A 14,299-nucleotide genomic window follows, 5' to 3' on the forward strand; every position below is an offset into this window, starting at 1 on the left:
AAATTTAAAGCGCTTGACGTGTGCGCACACCAAGAATTATCCTGTGCATACACCTTGATTGAATTCAAGGTTAACATAACGAAGCCCGGCAGTGCAGCAACACGTACCGGGCTTCTGACCACAGCGTTAAAAGGAGTAACGTCATGGCTGATTCACAGTCTACCCAAACTCGCCTTAAATTTCAGTATCGCTTTCTGGTACATCCCTACTCTCCGCAGGCAAAAACATTTTGTCGTCTATCCGTTGAAGCCTATTCAGAGCAAGAAGCACGGCAAATGCTGTCTCCGTGTTTTGCATTTGCTTTCGCTGCACGCCTTCCCGCTCAGGAGGTGCGCCATGTTTGATAACACGCCGCTGGAGCAGGAAGAACTGATCGATCAGTGTCGGGCGTTGGCTTATGCCATCGTGGAGCTAAGGGAGCCGCAAGCAAAAGAGATCCTGATGTTTATTCTTGCCGAACGGCTTGATGCCCTCCACCGTGCGCAGGAGGACGAGGCCGCATGAGCAACACGTTCATTCAAGACGTGCGGACAAAAGCCAACGGCCATTGGGAGGGGATTTTGCAGCGGTTAGGCATCCCGATCAATCGGCAGGAAAGTGAATGTCCCAATTGTGGCGGGAATACCCGCTACCGTTTTGACGATAAAGAAGGTCGTGGCACCTATTTTTGTTCTCACTGCGGCGCAGGAACCGGACTGGATCTGGTGATGAAAGTGAACAAGTGTGATGCGTGGCAAGCAGCGGAACAGGTCGCCGAGGTGCTGGCGCTTCCGTTGCCCGTCATTACCCCCGCCAGTGAAAAGCCTAATCATCGTCTGATTACCGAACGGGTAAATTCGCTGGTGGCGAAAGCGGTATCGGGTCAATCTGACTATCTGCTGAATAAAGGGCTGCAACGCCCCTCACTACTGCTGGATGATGGTTCCCTGTTGCTAGCGCTGCAAAACATGGACGGCACCACCACCGGCGCACAGCTAATCAAACCTAATGGCGAGAAAAAGCTGATTGCCGGTAGTCGCAAGAAAGGCGCATTCATTCCCGTTAGTACCCTACCCGAACACACAGACACGGTGATCATTGCCGAAGGATACGCCACGGCGCTTACGACATCGTTACTGATGCAAGGTGTCGCTATCAGCGCGTTAGACAGCGGGAATCTGATTCACGTTGCGCGGTCTTGTCGTACAGTCTGGCCGGACACCAAAATCATCCTGGCTGCGGACAATGACAACAAACCTGATGGTAGTAACACCGGAAAAATCGCGGCTGAAAAAGCGGCACTAGCGGTAAACGGTTGGGTGACACTCCCGCCGACAACTGAAAAAGCTGACTGGAATGATTACTACCAGCAGCATGGCGCGGCGGTATCGATATCGGCTTTTGCTGCTTCACTTTATCAGCCAGGAAAAAAACAGCAGCCATCTTCCGCTTCCCCTTTAAAACCTTACGCAGATATTCGTCATGGTGGGCTGTATTGGGTAGAGCCGAAGACTGACCATGACAGCGGCGACATTATCGAGCGTGAAAGCTGGCTGTCTGATCCTATTACGGTAGCGGGTATCGGATCGGATGAATCAGAGCGTTATCTGGTTTTAAGCTGGACGCCAAGCGGTGAGAGCCAATCCCGTACCGAAGCCATTCCAATGCGAGATATTGGCGAACGTGAAGGCTGGGCGCGATTACGTGCGGGTGGGCTGGCAGTCACGGCCAAAGGCGGGTTACGGGCAATACTGGCCGATCACTTGTGTCGCAGTCATGCGGGTTGCCGCTGGGCAATCGCCAGCGCGACCGGCTGGCAGCATGGCGCATACCTGATGCCGGATGGTTCCGTTATCGGTTCACCAAGTATTCCCGTCTTGTTCAACGGTAAATCAGGTGCAGCCAAAGGTTATGCCACCAGCGGAACGGCGCAAAGCTGGAGTGAAAACGTCGCAGCACTGGCACAGGGTAATCCCTCCATGATGCTGGGGATCGCCTGCGCCTTTGCCGCACCACTTATCGGGCTGGTAAACGCGGACGGGTTCGGCGTCCATCTGTTTGGCGGTTCCTCTGCGGGCAAAACCACCACAGGCAATATCGCCTCTTCCGTTTACGGCGATCCTAACGCGCTTAAACTAACCTGGTATTCCACCGCGCTAGGGCTGGTGAACGAAGCCGCCGCCCATAATGACGGCTTTATGCCGTTGGATGAAATCGGGCAAGGCAGCAATCGTAAAGCCGTGGCCGATGCTGCCTATGCACTGTTTAACGGCGTGGGTAAGATTCAGGGAGCCAGAGAAGGCGGCAACCGAGAGCTAAAACGCTGGCGGGCAATGGCGTTCAGTACCGGTGAGATCGACCTGGAAAGCTATATCCGCGCTGACGGCGGGCGGGTGAATGCCGGTCAATTGGTGCGCTTGCTGAATGTCCCGATCACCAAAGCGACGGTATTTCATGGCTATCAAGACGGCAAAGCCCATGCCGACGCGATCCGCGATGCCAGCAACTCCCATTATGGCGCAGTTGGTCGGGCGTGGATCACCCACCTTGCCAGCCAGAAAGAAAACTCGCTAACAACCTACCGCAAAACAGAGCGACGCTGGTTGTCACTCTTACCCAATGATGCCAGCGAACAAGTGCGGCGGGTGGCGTCACGTTTTGCCGTACTGGAAGCCGCTTTATTACTCTCTGCTTCTTTTACCGGCTGGACGGCGCAAGAATGCCACGATGCGCTACAACACAGCTTCTATGCCTGGGTAAATGAATTTGGCATGGGCAACCGTGAAGCCAAAGCCTGGGTAGAACAGGCCGACGCCTTTTTGCACCAGTTTGGCTACAGCCGCTATTTACCCCATCCCAATCCAGATCCACGCGATTTACCTATCAAGGATCTGGCAGGATATAGGGTGAAAAAGCCGGGAGCCGATACGCTGGTGTTTCACACCTTCCCCGCCGTGTTCAATAACGAAATTGCCGTTGGTGCGAATGCCGCCGCGTTTGCGCAGGTGCTGGTCGATGCAGGAATGCTGGATAAACCCGCCAAAGGGATTACACGTAAATCACTGCGCATTGACGGCAAGCAGCCGCGCTTTGTGGTGCTCATGACGCTCGACGACGAGGAAGAGTAAATTATGCGTAAGGTAAAATAAGGTCGGTTCGGTAGGTTCAGTCGGTTCATTATTTTAATGCATTGATTTATCGTTATTTTTATTTGAATAGTGAACCGACCCTGAACCGACTTTAGCCATTTTGAACCGACCTGACCAAACACCCTTTTTCTGGCTGGCTTGGTGAACCGACTTACACACCGCGTGAACCTACCCATAGGTCGGTTCAATTCTGAAAATAATTACCCTATCTATCAATCAGTTAACTACGTGAACCGACTGAACCTACCGAACCGACCCACTTTTGCTTATCTATAAGAATTTGCGCACACAAAAATCATGATGGGTTAAACCATTGCCAGCAAGAAAGTGCGCACAACGACACTGAACGGGTACGGAAAAATGCGCAATATGGTACGCAGTTGTGCGCATTGCTGTACGAACTGCGTACCTCGCTGCAACCCGCACCACGCCTCATTTTATTCAATTTGAAATCAATTTTTTGGTCGGTACGCATGTATCGAAATGCTATGGTTTTTTGCGAAATCAGCGCGGCGGGAAAAGGTATGGGGAGCATGCTTGAAATGGTTTGTTAATTAATGGAGTGGTGATTATGTTGTTGTTAATTATTTGGTTCTTATAGAGTTACGAAGGGTTTGTTAAAAACATTCTAGCTGGCATCCTCTGACTGCGTATATTTTTAGTCCATTCGTGTTAGATTTCGTATTTTCACTATAAACAATCATAATGCTCTTGCAAGTATCACGGTAAAGTCAGGAAGTCTCAAAAAGTGTGTGAAGCTAAAACAGGTGTACTTACAAACCTCTTTAATCTAATTATTTAGAGCATTATATCTCCAAGAAAAGCTATTATTCTTATTGAATTAACGGTAAATTACCTCAACCTGACGTTAGCGGGGAGATATCCGCTATCCGTAGATGTGGAGTTTGTCGCTTTGCGACTAGCGGACTGAATGCCAATATGTCCGGCATACTGGACGCCGATTTGCTGGGCTTACATGACTTATTGGGCTTGCAAATTGTTGAAATTTTATTATTTAGTTGGGCCATGCGCTTGCGCTAAGAGACGTCAGGTTTCTACGGAGTAACAAGTTATGAACACAAATGAACTTGGCTTAGTTAAGGCGCGTGTTGAACTTGTCACCGCTATGCTCAAATGTGCAACTGCATTTGTAATATTAGTTGGTACAGTTTTCAGCGTTCTTAACATGGTCTTTAACTACGATTATTCAATTCATGTCCATAGAAACTCAAAGATGGGAACATAAATTCGAGATCAAACCTGGTATTTGGGTGTACGTTCCAAGTGCTGAGGCAAGTAAACTCGGAATGAAGATACTAGAGGTGGTCAGAAGTAAATGGATTCCACCACTCTATTTTTATCATCTTAGAACCGGCGGACATCTGAAAGCTGCTAGGTTACATTTAAAAAGTGATTATTTAGCAGTTATTGATATCAAACACTTTTTTCATTCAACCAGCCGCAGTCGTATCACTCGTGATTTAAAAGCCTATTTTTCCTATTCGCAGGCGAGAGAAATTTCAAAATACTCGACTGTGAAAAATCTATCCCATGGATACCACAAACACGTTCTTCCCTTTGGATTTGTGCAATCACCGGTTCTTGCAACCTTATGCTTGGACAAAAGCCATTTGGGTAGCTTATTGCGCCGTTTGAACAAGCAATATGGCGTAATGCTAAGTGTTTACATGGATGATGTAATTATATCCTCTAACGATTTAATTCGTTTGCAAACTACATATGACGAAATATTTGTGGCAATGGAAAAATCGGGCTATCTAGCCAACATGAATAAAACTCAGGCTCCATCTGCACAAATCACAGTGTTTAACTTAAGTTTGAGAAAGGGAATGATGAGAATTACGTCACAGAAGATGAGTGCTTTTTTGATTGATTTTTATGCCAGTGACTACGAAGCACACAAGATTGGTGTTAAAAATTACGTCGAAAGTGTCAATCCAGAACAAGCGAGACTTTTGAAGTTGTGATGTTCTCTTTTTACACAATTCTAATTTTGGATGTCGAGATCTGTTTAAACTTCTGAGCGTCTAGGTAGACCAAATATGCGCCGCTGTGACCTACTCCCACCCATTGCTTAACACTCTACAACGTTACTAATGAATCCTCGGTAGTGAGAAAAATTTCGAACTTCCGCTTTGCTCTTAACAGACAGACAGCTACCAATCCACTTCGGCACTGAGAACAACACCCCAAATACCACTGAGTAGCCACTTGCCTCTCTCTCTCCACCTCACTACAATGTATACAAAACACATAACGTAGTGAGGTGAGAGTATGGGCGTCATGTCCGTTCGCTTAAATGATGAAACAACCGCGCAACTTGATGCGCTGGCTAAAGCCACAGGACGTACCCGCTCTTTTCTGGCCGGACAAGCCATTGAAGATTATCTTGCGCGGGAAGCCTGGCAGATAGCAGAAATTGAGCAGGCTATTAAAGAAGCCGATGCGGGCGATTTTGTCTCATCAGATGAGATGAACAATCTATTTAAAAAGCTAGGAACGGCAAGACATGGAAATTAAATGGCTGCGTAAAGCTGCGGCCAATTTGGAAGCCGAGTACCTCTATATCGCGCAGGACGATCCACAAGCCGCCAGCCAATTCGTAGATGAAGTCCAAAGATTAACGGAATTACTACCGCAACAGCCAGCAATGGGAAGGCCAGGCCGTGTGCCAGGAACGCGTGAGCTGGTGTTAACGCACTATCCCTACATCATCCCCTACCGTGTGAAAGATAATATGCTCCAGATTCTGCGCGTCTTTCATACGCACAGACGTTTACCATCAAAATGGTGAACAACGAACCTTCACAAAAATAAACCTAAGTACATGAGGGAATACGATGGGTAATGTTACTTTCCGTATCGATGACGATCTTAAAAGGCGCTCTTATGCAGCACTTAAGAAACTGGGTATTACACCTTCTGAAGCATTGCGCATCACGTTGGAATACATTGCTGAAAATGAAAGACTCCCATTTAAACAAAAGTTACTCAATGATGAAGACGTAGAATTAGTTGAAGCTGTCCGTGAACGTCTTCGCAACCCCAAACCAGTACGCGTGACGCTGGATGATCTTTAGTGTTTTACTTTTTGGATTTTAACAAACACACATCCCACGACTAACAGCCACTCAATCATGAAAGACGATAAAAAACATAACCAACAATCAAGATCGTCCGGTTGGGGAGGAAAACGCACCGGTGCAGGCGCTCCAATTGGTAACACCAATGCAGTGAAACATGGGGAACGCAGCCGCCAGGCATTCTTTCCTTTGGCGGGTGATAATGGGCAATTCACACCGTTGCAATTGCTACGAGCAAGAAACCTACTCCTTGCCGAACGTGTTGGCGAGTTGATGCACAGATCGCTTTCTGTGGGCACAGCCGAGTGGCGTGAGTTTATGTTGCTCGATGGGATTTTATGGCAACACACCCGAAGAATGATGGTGTTGGAGCGTCGTAAAGCAAAATTAAATTTACAGCACAGCCAGCGCTAAAACCAGCGTATCAAGCGAAACTCAACTGTCATGCACAGGCTATTTCCCATGATGACTTTTCGTTTTAGTTATACGTTTAGTTATATAATAAAAAACAAAACCATAATTAAGGCAATACAAACAAACAGCTAACCTATAAATTCAACTTCTCTCGTGCTACCGGAAACCCCGCAAAAACCCGCATTCTCACTGAGTTTGCGGGTTTTTTGTTGCCTGTTATCTATCGGTATCCCCCGTTTACAGCCGGAAAGTTTGGGACTACATTTGGGACTATATTAGCGTAGTCCCATAAAACCGTAGTCCCGAAGGTAACGATCATGGCAATTCAGACAAAGCGCCTCACAAACACGGAAGTCAAAGCCGCTAAAGCACCTGTTTAAAAAGTTAGGTACGGCAAGACATCGCAATTAACTGGCTATGTCATGAAGCAGCCCGTTGGCAACACCAATACGGTAGAACAGTAACTACTGGGCATTCTTTTCTTTGGCTGGCGACAGTAGGCAATTCGCGCCACTGGAATTACTCTCATGGAATAAGAATGATATTATCAAGACCAGACAATGCTGACCGCAAATGGCATAGGCGTTAACCCCGAGGACTACTGATGAACAATGAAATACCACTTAAATATTATGACATCGCGGATGAATATTCGACAGAATCTGCGGAGCCAGTGAGCGAGTCAGAACGTGAATCTCTGGCACGCTATTTCCAGTTGCTGATCACCCGCTTAATGAATAACGAAGAAATCAGCGAGGATGCTCAGAGAGAGATGGCCAGTGAAGCTGGCATCGACGGGCGACGTATTGATGAGATAGCGATGTTTCTGAATCAATGGGGCAATGAGTAGTTTTTAAAAGAGTACAACGTAGCGATGTTCTGATCGTATCTTACCTGTAGCACCCAAAATCCAGGCACTGCTCACGGACGGATAGTGCCCAACGCTGAATGTTGTATCCCATCCTGAAGTCAGTTCACGCCAACCGCTGATAGCCCCCACCAAACTCAAGCAATACGCTCATCAGTTCCTGCCATCTGGTACAGCCTCAAAAATTACAGGTATAATCCCACTCATTATTCAACTGGTTTAGAAACGAAGATGACAAAACTCACCTTACAAGAGCAGATGCTAAAAGCTGGATTAGTCACCAGCAAAAAAATGGCCAAAGTCCAAAGAACAGCTAAAAAATCACGAGTTCAGGCTCGTGAGGCAAGAGAGGCTGTAGAAGAAAATAAAAAAGCACAACTTGAGCGTGATAAACAGCTAAGCGAACAACAAAAACAAGCGACGTTATCTAAAGAGTATAAAGCTCAGGTTAAGCAGCTTATTGAAATGAATAGAATCATCATGTCAAAAGGCGATATTGGCTTTAATTTCACAGATAATAATTTAATTAAAAAAATAGATGTGGATAAGCTGACTCAAGCTCAGTTGATTAGCGGTCGTCTCGCCATCGCGCGTTTGGTTCTCGATAGCAGTGGTGAAAGTGAATACGCTATTATCCCCGCGATTGTAGCCGATAAAATTATGCAACGAGATGCAGACAGCATTGTATTGAATAGTGCGCTTAGTCAGGAAGAACAAGACGAAGAAGATCCCTATGCCGATTTTAAAGTGCCCGATGATTTAATGTGGTAATCAACGTCTTACAAATACTTAGGAATGGAAAGTCCCTCAGGGCTTTTCATTCAGATGTTATGTTTCGTCAACCAATGAAAAGCGCAGGGTTATCCTAGCTAGTCGCCAGCACGGTTAGCGTTTCCGCCACTGTTGAATGCAGCGTTTTACTCTCCATCGCTTATATCGTCACCATCCCCTCGCCTATCAGAAATTTATCGTCCAGACTTAAATCAAAGGCGTAGTCTGCGCAGGAAATGTGTTTTACACTGCGCGCTGTAAAAATTGAGTAGATAAACGATTAAGTAGGCGGTAATGGCGATGAACGGAACGATCACAACCTGGTTTAAAGATAAAGGTTTTGGATTTATCAAAGATGAAAACGGTGATAACCGTTATTTTCATGTGATTAAAGTCGCCAACCCTGATCTGATTAAAAAAGATGCGGCGGTGACCTTCGAGCCCACCACGAATAACAAGGGCCTATCAGCGTATGCTGTGAAAGTTGTGCCGGAAAGTAAATACATCTATATCGCGGGCGAGCGTTTAAAGCTCACGTCCCTTAAGTCTTTCGTGGTTTACAGCGAAGAAGTGCCTGCCGATACCCGTATTGATAAAGACAATGTGGTGCTGTCTGTGGGAGTACTGATGAATAGCATCAGACCGAAATCAAGCGCTAAACCTGGTGAAATGCGCTCGCTAAAAAAACTGGCGATCACCACTTTCCAGGGAACGACGTTAATCTTCTCGGAAGATGAGATAGATGTAGATGCCACGGTGAAACAGCTCAAAATGTGAAATAATTAAGACTGTTCCTGTGCCGAAATCCTGCTCCATTATTCATAAGCAAGATTTCGGCATCGCTAACTGACTTCAGTACGCCGTGATATGCCGTTCTTTCACAAACTCCGCCAGCAATCAAAGCACTCCACGAGTCAGTCCACTGAATTATTTCGCCACATTGTGCATCATGCTAGTTCGATTGAATGATGAAACAACAGTACAATCTCTCTGCGCAGCACCACGTAGCCCATGACATCAATCCACAACGAACAGCTTAGCGCCGGTTTCGGTGTAGGAACGATGCGCTTCCGCGTTATCTGCGACCTGATAGCTCATTCCAGGTTTGAGAACAAAAGCACGACCATCATCTAATTCCGTATGAAGTTCGCCTTCAAGGCAAAGCAGGACATGTCCTTTTGAGCACCAGTGATCGGCCAGATAGCCGGGCGTGTATTCGACAATACGGACGCGGATATTATCAAAACGCTGTGTCCGCCAATATGCGATCCCCGACTCTCCCTTATGCTCAGTCGGTTCTATTTGTGACCAATCAGTTGTACCAAACGGAATGTTCTTCATATCCATATTACTGCCCCTATTCTTTAACGTCGTTAGTTAACACTCCGCTTACTATCCCGGCAAATCAGCGTTTGGCTGCTCGGTTCCACGACATTTTCATTAACAACTTTGCCATACCGCAAAAGCCAGTAACCCCTGCAAACAGCAACCCCGCCCCCACAAATCCAGAGAGCAGAAAGAAAGCGCTGTTGACGCTGTACCCCAGTAATACACCACTCAGAATAAGGACGCCAGCGGCGATTTGAACCTGGCGCATGACATCAATTGGCTGTTTATTATTAATTTCTGTCGGAAAACCCGCCTTTTTCCAGGCGGTCATTCCACCATTAAGTAAAAAAACTGTTGCCGGAAACGCAGACTGCATCAGAATCTCAGCATTCTGTGCTGAACGCATACCAGACAAACAATGGAAAATTATAGTTTTCCCTTTCCTAACGTCTTCAGGAAGTGCATACCCCACAGCGGGATTCAGCGGATGCAACCTCGCCTGTGCGATGTGCTCGCGAGCGTACTCTTCCGGCTGGCGAATATCGATGAGTATCGCGCCTTCATCTACTAGTTGGTGGGCCTGTGTGGGTGAAATAGCAAGTGGTGTTGACATGATCCTGATCCTCTTTTGAACCGTTGAAACCCGTCATAATGCGTCACTTAACGCGATGTTCAACCAGCAAGAAAGGTGATATCGCTGATTGTATGCGTGCCACCATTAGTTTAGATAAAACTAATTAAGAATAATCTAAATTAAATACTATGCGCACGCAACAACTTTCCATGCCGGGAAGGCAATCGAGGCTGGACATCGATTTGGCGGCTGATACTCTGTAAATAGGAACGCTATTTTAAAAACAGCCATGCTGCCGCGATCGCACAAAATAGAGAAACGCGCCGTACAAAAATGGTGCTATTTGCGAGCCATTTTATGGCTTTGTTTACCTTGCTGACTGGGAAACTTGAGATATCTCCAAGACCGTTTCATGAAAAAATTAAAAGATACAGACTGGTATAAAAAGCGTTACTCCAACCGCGTTCTCTTCTGGAGAGAAATTTCACCGCTCGCCTTCCCCATTTTTATTGAAGGTCTCTGCGTCGTGTTGATGGGGGTTTTCAGTACGTTCCTGGTCAGTTGGCTGGGGAAAGAGGCTATGGCAGCCGTCGGTCTCGCTGATAGTTTCAATATGGTCATCATTGCGTTCTTCACTGCGGTCGCATTGGGGACCGCCGTTGTTGTCGCTTTCAGCCTGGGACAGCGCAATAGAAAGCAAGCACGCTCTGCCGCTCGCCAATCGATGTCATTGCTGGTTCTTTCATCATTTCTGTTGGTCGCGCTGGTTGAATTCGCCGGTTCCACGATTATCGACTTGATTGCTGGGCAAGCCGATGAACAGGTTAAAGCACTGGCCCTCACGTTCCTTCGCTGGACAGTGTGGGGATATCCCGCCGTCGCTGTCGCGCTAGTCGGCTGCGGCGCGCTCCGTGGCGCGGGCAATACCAAGTTGCCGATGGTCATTAATATTGGGATGAATATTCTTAATATTGCCATCAGTAGTCTGCTGATTTACGGCGCATTCTCCTGGGATGGCCTCGGTTTTATCGGTGCAGGCATCGGGATTACCATTTCACGCTATATCGGGGCGATACTCGTGATTCTGACGCTGATGCACGGCTTTAACGGTGCGTTGCGCATTCCCTTCAGGTCTTATTTTGCACCTTTTACCGTGTCGATTCTCTATGAAGTGCTCAGTATCGGGATTCCCGCCAGCATCGAATCCGTGATGTTTAACATCGGCAAATTGATCACACAGCGCTTTGTAGCAGGCATGGGAACCGAAGTCATTGCCGGAAACTTTATTGCTTTCTCCATCTCGACGTTGATTAACCTGCCCGGTAATTCGCTCGGCGCCGCTGCCACGATCATCGTTGGTACGCGGCTGGGAAAAGGCCAGATCATGCAGTCTACCCGCCAACTAAAACATATTTTCTGGTTATCCAATATTGGGCTATGTGTTCTTGCCGTACTGTCGGTCCCCAGCGCCAGCTTCTTGGCGTCGTTTTATACCAATGAGCCGGAAGTGATCGAAGTGGCAAAACACCTCCTGTGGCTCAACGCGCTGTTTATGCCAATCTGGGCGGCATCGTGGGTATTACCTGCCGGGCTAAAAGGCGCAAAAGATGCCAGCTACACCATGTGGGTAGCAATGGCAGGCATGTGGGGATGTCGAGTCATCGCGGGATATATACTCGGCGTAATGCTCGGCTTTGGCGTGATCGGCGTGTGGATGGGGATGTTCTTTGACTGGATTGTACGTGGGTTCTTCTATTATCGCCGGCTAATGAGTGGCCGCTGGCTATGGCGTTATCGCCCCCCGGCAGATTCATGACAGCGAGCGGGGAAATCCGCTCGCGTACAACAAAGTAACGTACTTAGCGACCTGAGTTTTTAAGCGGAGCAAAACGGGTCGCCATGATAATCAGTATGACCACACCAACCGTCATAATCATCCAGGCTTGTTCCAGACCCGCCGTATGCTGACGTATAAACCCGGCGAGCAGCGGCATTAAACTGGCGAGGATATAGCCACCGCCCTGCACAAACCCCATCAGTGAACCGGTTTTATGCGGTTCCGTCACCTGATCCAATGCCACGATGAGTGACAGTGGGAAAAGCGCACCAATCCCAATCCCCAACATGATAATGATGGGGTACGTGAGCGTCAGCGGGGCGACAATCAACCCGACCATCCCCACCAGCATTACAGCCAAAATAGGGAGCAGTAGCTTACGTCGATCGGGAAAACGATTAATAAACGTTGATACCAGCAGACCGGAAATCACTTCCGTCATCGTTAATCCGCCTAACATCAGGCCACTTTGCGTCGCATTGACTCCTAGTTGCATGTAATACGGCGGCAGCCACGCCAGCACCAAAGTATACGCTCCCGTCCCAATACCGAAGAATACCATCAGCAGCCAGTCCATTCCGCTTCGGTGCGTGGCTAAAACGCTCACGGCATCCTGCTTCGTGGTATACGCTTTAGGAATACATTTCCAGGCCACCGTCGCAACCAGCGCAACAATACCCCAGCAGGCCAACGCACTTTGCCAACCCCACGCATTTGCCAGCGGAGAAACCGATGACGCCGCAAATGCCGCACCGGTCATAATCGCCGTGGTATAAAAACCCATAAGAAGGCTGCTATGACGACCGAAATGGAGCTTGATAAACGACGGCACCAGCGCCTGAATTAAGGCAATCCCGATTCCAGCACACGCAGCGCTAACCAACAGAGCGATACCACTATTGAGCCACCAGCGAGCGCTACACGCCAGGGCAATGACCACGATACCCAGCGTAATCCCTCTATACTCGCCGAGACGCGCCTGTAATTGCCCGCCATACAACGCGCACCAGCCCATAGCAAACACCGGGAGCGTAGTTAACATCCCGGCCATGCTGTCATCCAGACCCGTTGCAGCCTGAATCTGATTCAGCAGCGGGCCAATCCCTGCCAGAACAGGGCGTAAATTCAATCCCAACAGGATAATTGTGAAGAAAAGAAAAGCCCGCGCGCGGGCTGTCGATGTCACTACCATGTATAACCTCAATAGCTTGAATAAATCACTGCTGACTGATGATCATTATCTTCACACAAAGAATCTTAACGTCAAGATAAAATCATCTAACAGATGAGCACTACATGCGATCAATATGGGCAAGTGAATAGTGTTCGGTAGGAAAGCTACTGACAAAACTCGCACGGGTTTAAACAAAAATCATAAAAAAATCCGCCCTAAAAAGAGCGGATTCTTTTGACACAGCTAACACCAACACTGAGGGTAAAAACCCCACAGGGCTAGATTAGAAGCGGTAACCTACGCCAACAGCCCAGGCACCAACGTCAACATTGCGGATACGGCTTTGCTCGTAACCAACATCCAGAGCAACGTCTTGGATTGGGTTGAACTGAACACCAGCACCGTAGGTGAAGCCGTAATCGTCATTGCTGCTATTGCCCAGGCCGTTAGTAGCGTTATTCGTTACTTTGCCGTGGCTCAAACCAACAACACCGTACAGGCTTGCCCAGTCATTCAGACGATAAGCAGGACCAGCAGTGAAGCCCATGTATTGGCCTTTGTTGTAGTCACTGCCATCGCTACCATTTTTTTCCAGGTAGGTGAATGAGCTAATAACGCCCAGTGGGTTATTATCTTGCTCATAACGATATTTCAGGTTAAAGCCTTTAACTTTATTTTGTACGCCCTGAGCATCACCTTGAGCATAACCAGCAGTTACGGTACTTTGACCAGCAAATGCAGAACCTGCGCCAACGGCTAATACACAAGCCAGAGCGGAAAGACACGCGATTTTTTTCATATTTACAGCCTCAAATTCATTTTATGAAAGACTAACTAACGCAGTAAATATAACAAAGAAGTGCGGTACTTGCCGCCCTATAAATATTTATCAATTAGGCTTTAGATGTAACAAATGTTGTCAAATAGAAGCTATCACACTAATTATATTGAACTTTTCATTGTGACAGTTAGATTAAAAATAAATTCACCACAGGCTGGTAAAACAGACAATTCTTAATTTCCCGCTCAGTTTGTATGCTAATTGTATTGAATGAAAAAAAACCAGTTAAATGATGCGTAAATAAAGGTCAATAAAAGTC

At 47.4% G+C, this 14,299-nt stretch carries 16 protein-coding genes; 12 read left to right on the top strand and 4 right to left on the bottom strand.

Going from position 1 to position 14,299, the window contains the following annotated elements; genetic code table 11:
• Window positions 1-143: 143 nt before the first annotated feature.
• From A6301_RS17130 to A6301_RS17180, 11 genes are all read left to right on the top strand, one after another.
• On the top strand, window positions 144-344 hold the full coding sequence (locus A6301_RS17130) for a host cell division inhibitor Icd-like protein (protein ID WP_234258325.1): 201 nt from the start codon (window positions 144-146) through the stop codon (window positions 342-344).
• On the top strand, window positions 337-504 hold the full coding sequence (locus A6301_RS17135) for a hypothetical protein (RefSeq protein WP_010286537.1): 168 nt from the start codon (window positions 337-339) through the stop codon (window positions 502-504). The genes A6301_RS17130 and A6301_RS17135 overlap by 8 nt, the downstream gene beginning before the upstream one ends.
• A complete protein-coding gene (locus A6301_RS17140) occupies window positions 501-3,107 on the top strand; it encodes a TOPRIM and DUF927 domain-containing protein (protein WP_234258326.1) in 2,607 nt (868 codons plus the stop codon). Before A6301_RS17135 ends, A6301_RS17140 begins: the two co-directional genes overlap by 4 nt.
• A gap of 1,235 nt (window positions 3,108-4,342) precedes the next feature.
• Window positions 4,343-5,116: a reverse transcriptase domain-containing protein gene (locus tag A6301_RS17145; protein WP_234258327.1), complete on the top strand. Its 774-nt coding sequence runs from the start codon at window positions 4,343-4,345 to the stop codon at window positions 5,114-5,116.
• 307 nt (window positions 5,117-5,423) lie between these two features.
• Entirely contained in the window at window positions 5,424-5,669 is a 246-nt protein-coding gene (locus A6301_RS17150) for a CopG family ribbon-helix-helix protein (RefSeq protein WP_010286544.1), read from the top strand.
• A complete protein-coding gene (locus A6301_RS17155; protein WP_012822666.1) occupies window positions 5,659-5,943 on the top strand; it encodes a type II toxin-antitoxin system RelE/ParE family toxin in 285 nt (94 codons plus the stop codon). The genes A6301_RS17150 and A6301_RS17155 overlap by 11 nt, the downstream gene beginning before the upstream one ends.
• A 46-nt stretch (window positions 5,944-5,989) precedes the next feature.
• A complete protein-coding gene (locus A6301_RS17160) occupies window positions 5,990-6,229 on the top strand; it encodes a type II toxin-antitoxin system RelB/DinJ family antitoxin (protein WP_234258328.1) in 240 nt (79 codons plus the stop codon).
• Window positions 6,230-6,286: 57 nt separating this feature from the next.
• Window positions 6,287-6,646, top strand: coding sequence for a hypothetical protein (locus A6301_RS17165; RefSeq protein ID WP_234258329.1), 360 nt, complete (start codon window positions 6,287-6,289; stop codon window positions 6,644-6,646).
• Between the two features lie 604 nt (window positions 6,647-7,250).
• Window positions 7,251-7,496 carry a YmjA family protein gene (locus A6301_RS17170; RefSeq protein WP_107167982.1) on the top strand — a complete coding sequence of 82 codons (246 nt, stop codon included), beginning with the start codon at window positions 7,251-7,253 and terminating at the stop codon, window positions 7,494-7,496.
• Between the two features lie 249 nt (window positions 7,497-7,745).
• Window positions 7,746-8,285 (top strand): DUF2058 domain-containing protein, encoded by a 540-nt coding sequence (locus A6301_RS17175; protein ID WP_107167981.1) that lies wholly within the window; start codon window positions 7,746-7,748, stop codon window positions 8,283-8,285.
• A 294-nt stretch (window positions 8,286-8,579) separates the two neighbouring features.
• Complete coding sequence (locus A6301_RS17180) at window positions 8,580-9,062, top strand: cold-shock protein (protein WP_107167980.1); 483 nt, start codon at window positions 8,580-8,582, stop codon at window positions 9,060-9,062.
• A 240-nt stretch (window positions 9,063-9,302) separates the two neighbouring features.
• Here the strand turns inward: A6301_RS17180 and A6301_RS17185 are convergent, their stop codons facing one another.
• Both A6301_RS17185 and A6301_RS17190 read right to left on the bottom strand, forming a co-directional pair.
• Window positions 9,303-9,632: a DHCW motif cupin fold protein gene (locus A6301_RS17185; protein ID WP_234258330.1), complete on the bottom strand. Its 330-nt coding sequence runs from the start codon at window positions 9,630-9,632 to the stop codon at window positions 9,303-9,305.
• Between the two features lie 58 nt (window positions 9,633-9,690).
• A complete protein-coding gene (locus A6301_RS17190) occupies window positions 9,691-10,227 on the bottom strand; it encodes a rhodanese family protein (RefSeq protein ID WP_234258331.1) in 537 nt (178 codons plus the stop codon).
• Between the two features lie 373 nt (window positions 10,228-10,600).
• Between A6301_RS17190 and A6301_RS17195 the strand changes: the two genes are divergently transcribed.
• Window positions 10,601-12,004, top strand: a complete 1,404-nt coding sequence (locus A6301_RS17195) for an EmmdR/YeeO family multidrug/toxin efflux MATE transporter (RefSeq protein ID WP_234258332.1) — start codon at window positions 10,601-10,603, stop codon at window positions 12,002-12,004.
• Between the two features lie 43 nt (window positions 12,005-12,047).
• Here the strand turns inward: A6301_RS17195 and A6301_RS17200 are convergent, their stop codons facing one another.
• Window positions 12,048-13,217, bottom strand: a complete 1,170-nt coding sequence (locus A6301_RS17200) for an MFS transporter (RefSeq protein ID WP_234258333.1) — start codon at window positions 13,215-13,217, stop codon at window positions 12,048-12,050.
• 265 nt (window positions 13,218-13,482) lie between these two features.
• Window positions 13,483-13,998, bottom strand: a complete 516-nt coding sequence (ompX, locus tag A6301_RS17205; protein ID WP_107167975.1) for an outer membrane protein OmpX — start codon at window positions 13,996-13,998, stop codon at window positions 13,483-13,485.
• Between the last annotated feature and the right edge of the window lie 301 nt (window positions 13,999-14,299).

Origin of the sequence: Pectobacterium sp. IFB5596, from assembly GCF_021432585.1 — a bacterium.
Taxonomy (GTDB): domain Bacteria; phylum Pseudomonadota; class Gammaproteobacteria; order Enterobacterales; family Enterobacteriaceae; genus Pectobacterium; species Pectobacterium punjabense.

Coding starts and splice junctions, on each gene's coding strand:
- A6301_RS17130 (WP_234258325.1), top strand. CDS start 144: ATGGCTGATTCACAGTCTACCCAAACTCGCCTTAAATTTCAGTATCGC.
- A6301_RS17150 (WP_010286544.1), top strand. CDS start 5,424: ATGGGCGTCATGTCCGTTCGCTTAAATGATGAAACAACCGCGCAACTT.
- ompX (WP_107167975.1), bottom strand. CDS start 13,998: ATGAAAAAAATCGCGTGTCTTTCCGCTCTGGCTTGTGTATTAGCCGTT.
- A6301_RS17155 (WP_012822666.1), top strand. CDS start 5,659: ATGGAAATTAAATGGCTGCGTAAAGCTGCGGCCAATTTGGAAGCCGAG.
- A6301_RS17190 (WP_234258331.1), bottom strand. CDS start 10,227: ATGTCAACACCACTTGCTATTTCACCCACACAGGCCCACCAACTAGTA.
- A6301_RS17145 (WP_234258327.1), top strand. CDS start 4,343: ATGTCCATAGAAACTCAAAGATGGGAACATAAATTCGAGATCAAACCT.
- A6301_RS17175 (WP_107167981.1), top strand. CDS start 7,746: ATGACAAAACTCACCTTACAAGAGCAGATGCTAAAAGCTGGATTAGTC.
- A6301_RS17140 (WP_234258326.1), top strand. CDS start 501: ATGAGCAACACGTTCATTCAAGACGTGCGGACAAAAGCCAACGGCCAT.
- A6301_RS17200 (WP_234258333.1), bottom strand. CDS start 13,217: ATGGTAGTGACATCGACAGCCCGCGCGCGGGCTTTTCTTTTCTTCACA.
- A6301_RS17195 (WP_234258332.1), top strand. CDS start 10,601: ATGAAAAAATTAAAAGATACAGACTGGTATAAAAAGCGTTACTCCAAC.
- A6301_RS17185 (WP_234258330.1), bottom strand. CDS start 9,632: ATGGATATGAAGAACATTCCGTTTGGTACAACTGATTGGTCACAAATA.
- A6301_RS17170 (WP_107167982.1), top strand. CDS start 7,251: ATGAACAATGAAATACCACTTAAATATTATGACATCGCGGATGAATAT.
- A6301_RS17160 (WP_234258328.1), top strand. CDS start 5,990: ATGGGTAATGTTACTTTCCGTATCGATGACGATCTTAAAAGGCGCTCT.
- A6301_RS17180 (WP_107167980.1), top strand. CDS start 8,580: ATGGCGATGAACGGAACGATCACAACCTGGTTTAAAGATAAAGGTTTT.
- A6301_RS17135 (WP_010286537.1), top strand. CDS start 337: ATGTTTGATAACACGCCGCTGGAGCAGGAAGAACTGATCGATCAGTGT.
- A6301_RS17165 (WP_234258329.1), top strand. CDS start 6,287: ATGAAAGACGATAAAAAACATAACCAACAATCAAGATCGTCCGGTTGG.